Source organism: Prevotella jejuni (assembly GCF_900187995.1).
GTDB lineage: Bacteria > Bacteroidota > Bacteroidia > Bacteroidales > Bacteroidaceae > Prevotella > Prevotella jejuni.
Window position 1 is genome coordinate 1 of record NZ_FZNZ01000083.1, and the last position, 2,659, is coordinate 2,659.

Sequence of the window (2,659 nt, forward strand, 5' to 3'; positions counted from 1 at the left end):
CCAGAGAACACGGGTGTAGGGTATAATGCCGTCCTCACCGAACTCGGCAACCATGATGTGCCACAGGGTTGGATTCAGACTCCACATCCTAACACCACACCAAATACCAACCCCGGTCCTCCTGTAAGCTGGAACGACCCGAGTAACCCTGATGACCCGCAGGCTGGTTATGGCTATGTTCCTAATGATACTACACGTGAAGAAACCTTCTTCTATCACAGTGACCACCTCGGTAGTACATCTTACATCACAGATGATAAAGCCAACATCACACAGTATGATGCCTACCTGCCTTATGGTGAGCTGTTAGTGGATGAACATAGTAGTAGCAAGGACATGCCGTATAAGTTCAATGGCAAGGAACTTGACGAAGAAACGGGGCTGTACTATTACGGAGCCAGGTACATGGACCCCAAAATCTCCATGTGGTTAGGGGTAGACCCGTTGAGGGAGAAGTATCCAAGTGTTACCGGATATTGTTATACGATGGATAACCCCATCGGCTTGATGGATCCAACAGGAATGGCTCCCAAATATCCTACAATAAAAGAGACAATTGTATATGGAATGAAACATAGTAGAACTTTTAAGAAACTATTATCACTTGCGGGTATTACTCTGAAAAACTATGACCAGAATATCTCATTTGGTAGATATACAGCGACAGATGGAGAAACAGGTAAGATAACATTAACAAAAGGAACAAATAAGAAATATCAGATTGTTAAACTGGCACATGAGTTGTCTAATCGGATAAATGTCAAAGCTTTTAAGTCATATAGAAGGCAGGTCGAGATGGGTAAGATTACTGCCGCTAAATATGCAAATCTAGTTGCAGGAGTGGAAGTTGACGGTGAAATTAATCAAATAAAAGTTGCAGCAGACTTACACTTTCACTACCCTGAAAAACGATATGAAAACGTTAACTCTTTAATTGATAAATATATAGGAGATAGGAAAACCAAACTCAAAGATTATATTATTCCCTCAACCCAACATATAAAGGAATATACAAGTATTGGGAGAGGTTATAGAAGTGCATATTTGATAAAAAACAAAAAAAAGAGGCAATGATGAAAAATATAAAATTTCCACTTATTATATTTTTAATAATGTTTATATCATCCTGTAATGCTCAAAAGATAAAACAGAATGATATCCATAATACGAATAAGTATTCTTTTATTGACAATAAAAAAATCAAATTCAAGATATTGAAGATAGCTGACGAATCTACTTTTCCCATAACTGATATTGGATATCGGGTTATTATCGATTTAGATTCTAAAGAAAATCGCATTCTTGAAGGAGTGAAAAAAGAAGAATGGATACAAATGTTAAGGAACAATAAGAAAGATTACGCTGCAAATATTTTATTATATTATCTATATAAGCGTGAAGCTGCTGTTCTTTTAGTGCATATCGGCATTCGAGAATGGCGGATTAGTATGAAAGATGATGATATTTCATATTGGAAACAAACATTAAAATAGTATTATATCTGGTATCCTATGTCATATTCTAAGAGGAGCATATTTGTATCTTATCTCTTGCTTATTTGCTTAGGAGCAAATGCACAAGTAAAACTTGATATGATATATAATGATGCTGTGATTCATCTATATGAAGAGTTGTAAAATTAAAACTTAATTAGGGATTTTGATGCTTTTCGCTTGGTTACATTTGCACGCACAACGCACCCTATCCTTCCCCGTTTTCGCATGATCTAAAGACACATTTACAAAATAAAGTTGTATATTTGCAGTTGGTATACCTATGACTTGCTTGGTCGCAAACTGATGGTGAACCATCCTGATGCAGGTGAGACGGATATGACCTATGATGCGGCGGGTAACCTCCTGACGAAGCTTACGGCAGAGCTTAGGAAGTCGATATCTGACAAGGGTTACATCTCTTACACCTACGACTTCGAACGACTCCATGAGGTACTTTATCCAGAAAACCTCTTTAATCGCGTTACTTATACCTATGGTAAAGCTGGCGATAAGTATAATCGCGCTGGTCGTCTTGCCCTTGTAGAGGATGCGAGTGGCGGTGAAGCCTACTACTACGGTCGACAGGGTGAAGTGACGAAGACTGTACGTACAGTGATGGCGAGCGTGGCAGATATTAGGACTTATGTCTATGGTGCTACGTATGATAGCTGGAACCGTGTGCAGACGATGACTTATCCTGATGGTGAAATGGTGACCTACCATTACAATGCTGCTGGACAGGTTGAGCGTCTTACGAGCAATAAACAGGGACGTCAGAGCGTTATTGTTGACAGGATAGGTTACGACAAGGAGGGTCATACGGTCTATACGAAGCTCGGTAATGGCACGGAGACTACCTATACCTACGACAAGCAACGTGAACGTCTACAGGTGATGAACCTTACAGCGGACGGTCAGACTGTGATGGAAAACAGGTATCGTTATGATGCTGTGGACAATATCCTCGGTATTACGAATGCCGCCAACCCAACGTCGCTGACGAAACTCAACAAGGCGAAGCTGGGAGGAAGGAGTTCGCATACGTATGAGTATGATGAGCTGAACCGTCTTATTCATGCCAGCGGTAAGGCAAAAAGTGCAAGTTACGACATGGTGATGTCGTTCGGACGGATGAGTGAGCCGCTGACTAAGGTGCAGAAGGT

Annotated in this window: 2 protein-coding genes and 1 pseudogene; all 3 read left to right on the forward strand. The window is 40.4% G+C overall.

All coding sequences use genetic code 11. From position 1 onward, the window contains the following. Positions 1-1,074: RHS repeat domain-containing protein (locus CHB62_RS15410; protein ID WP_254919402.1), on the forward strand; the 1,074-nt coding region annotated here is incomplete at its 5' end. Continuing rightward, a complete protein-coding gene (locus CHB62_RS14405; protein WP_089367363.1) occupies positions 1,071-1,493 on the forward strand; it encodes a hypothetical protein in 423 nt (140 codons plus the stop codon). The genes CHB62_RS15410 and CHB62_RS14405, both read left to right, overlap by 4 nt. 276 nt (positions 1,494-1,769) lie before the next feature. Then, positions 1,770-2,659: pseudogene (locus tag CHB62_RS14410) on the forward strand (RHS repeat domain-containing protein); the annotation flags it as partial.

Coding starts and splice junctions, on each gene's coding strand:
- CHB62_RS14405 (WP_089367363.1), top strand. CDS start 1,071: ATGATGAAAAATATAAAATTTCCACTTATTATATTTTTAATAATGTTT.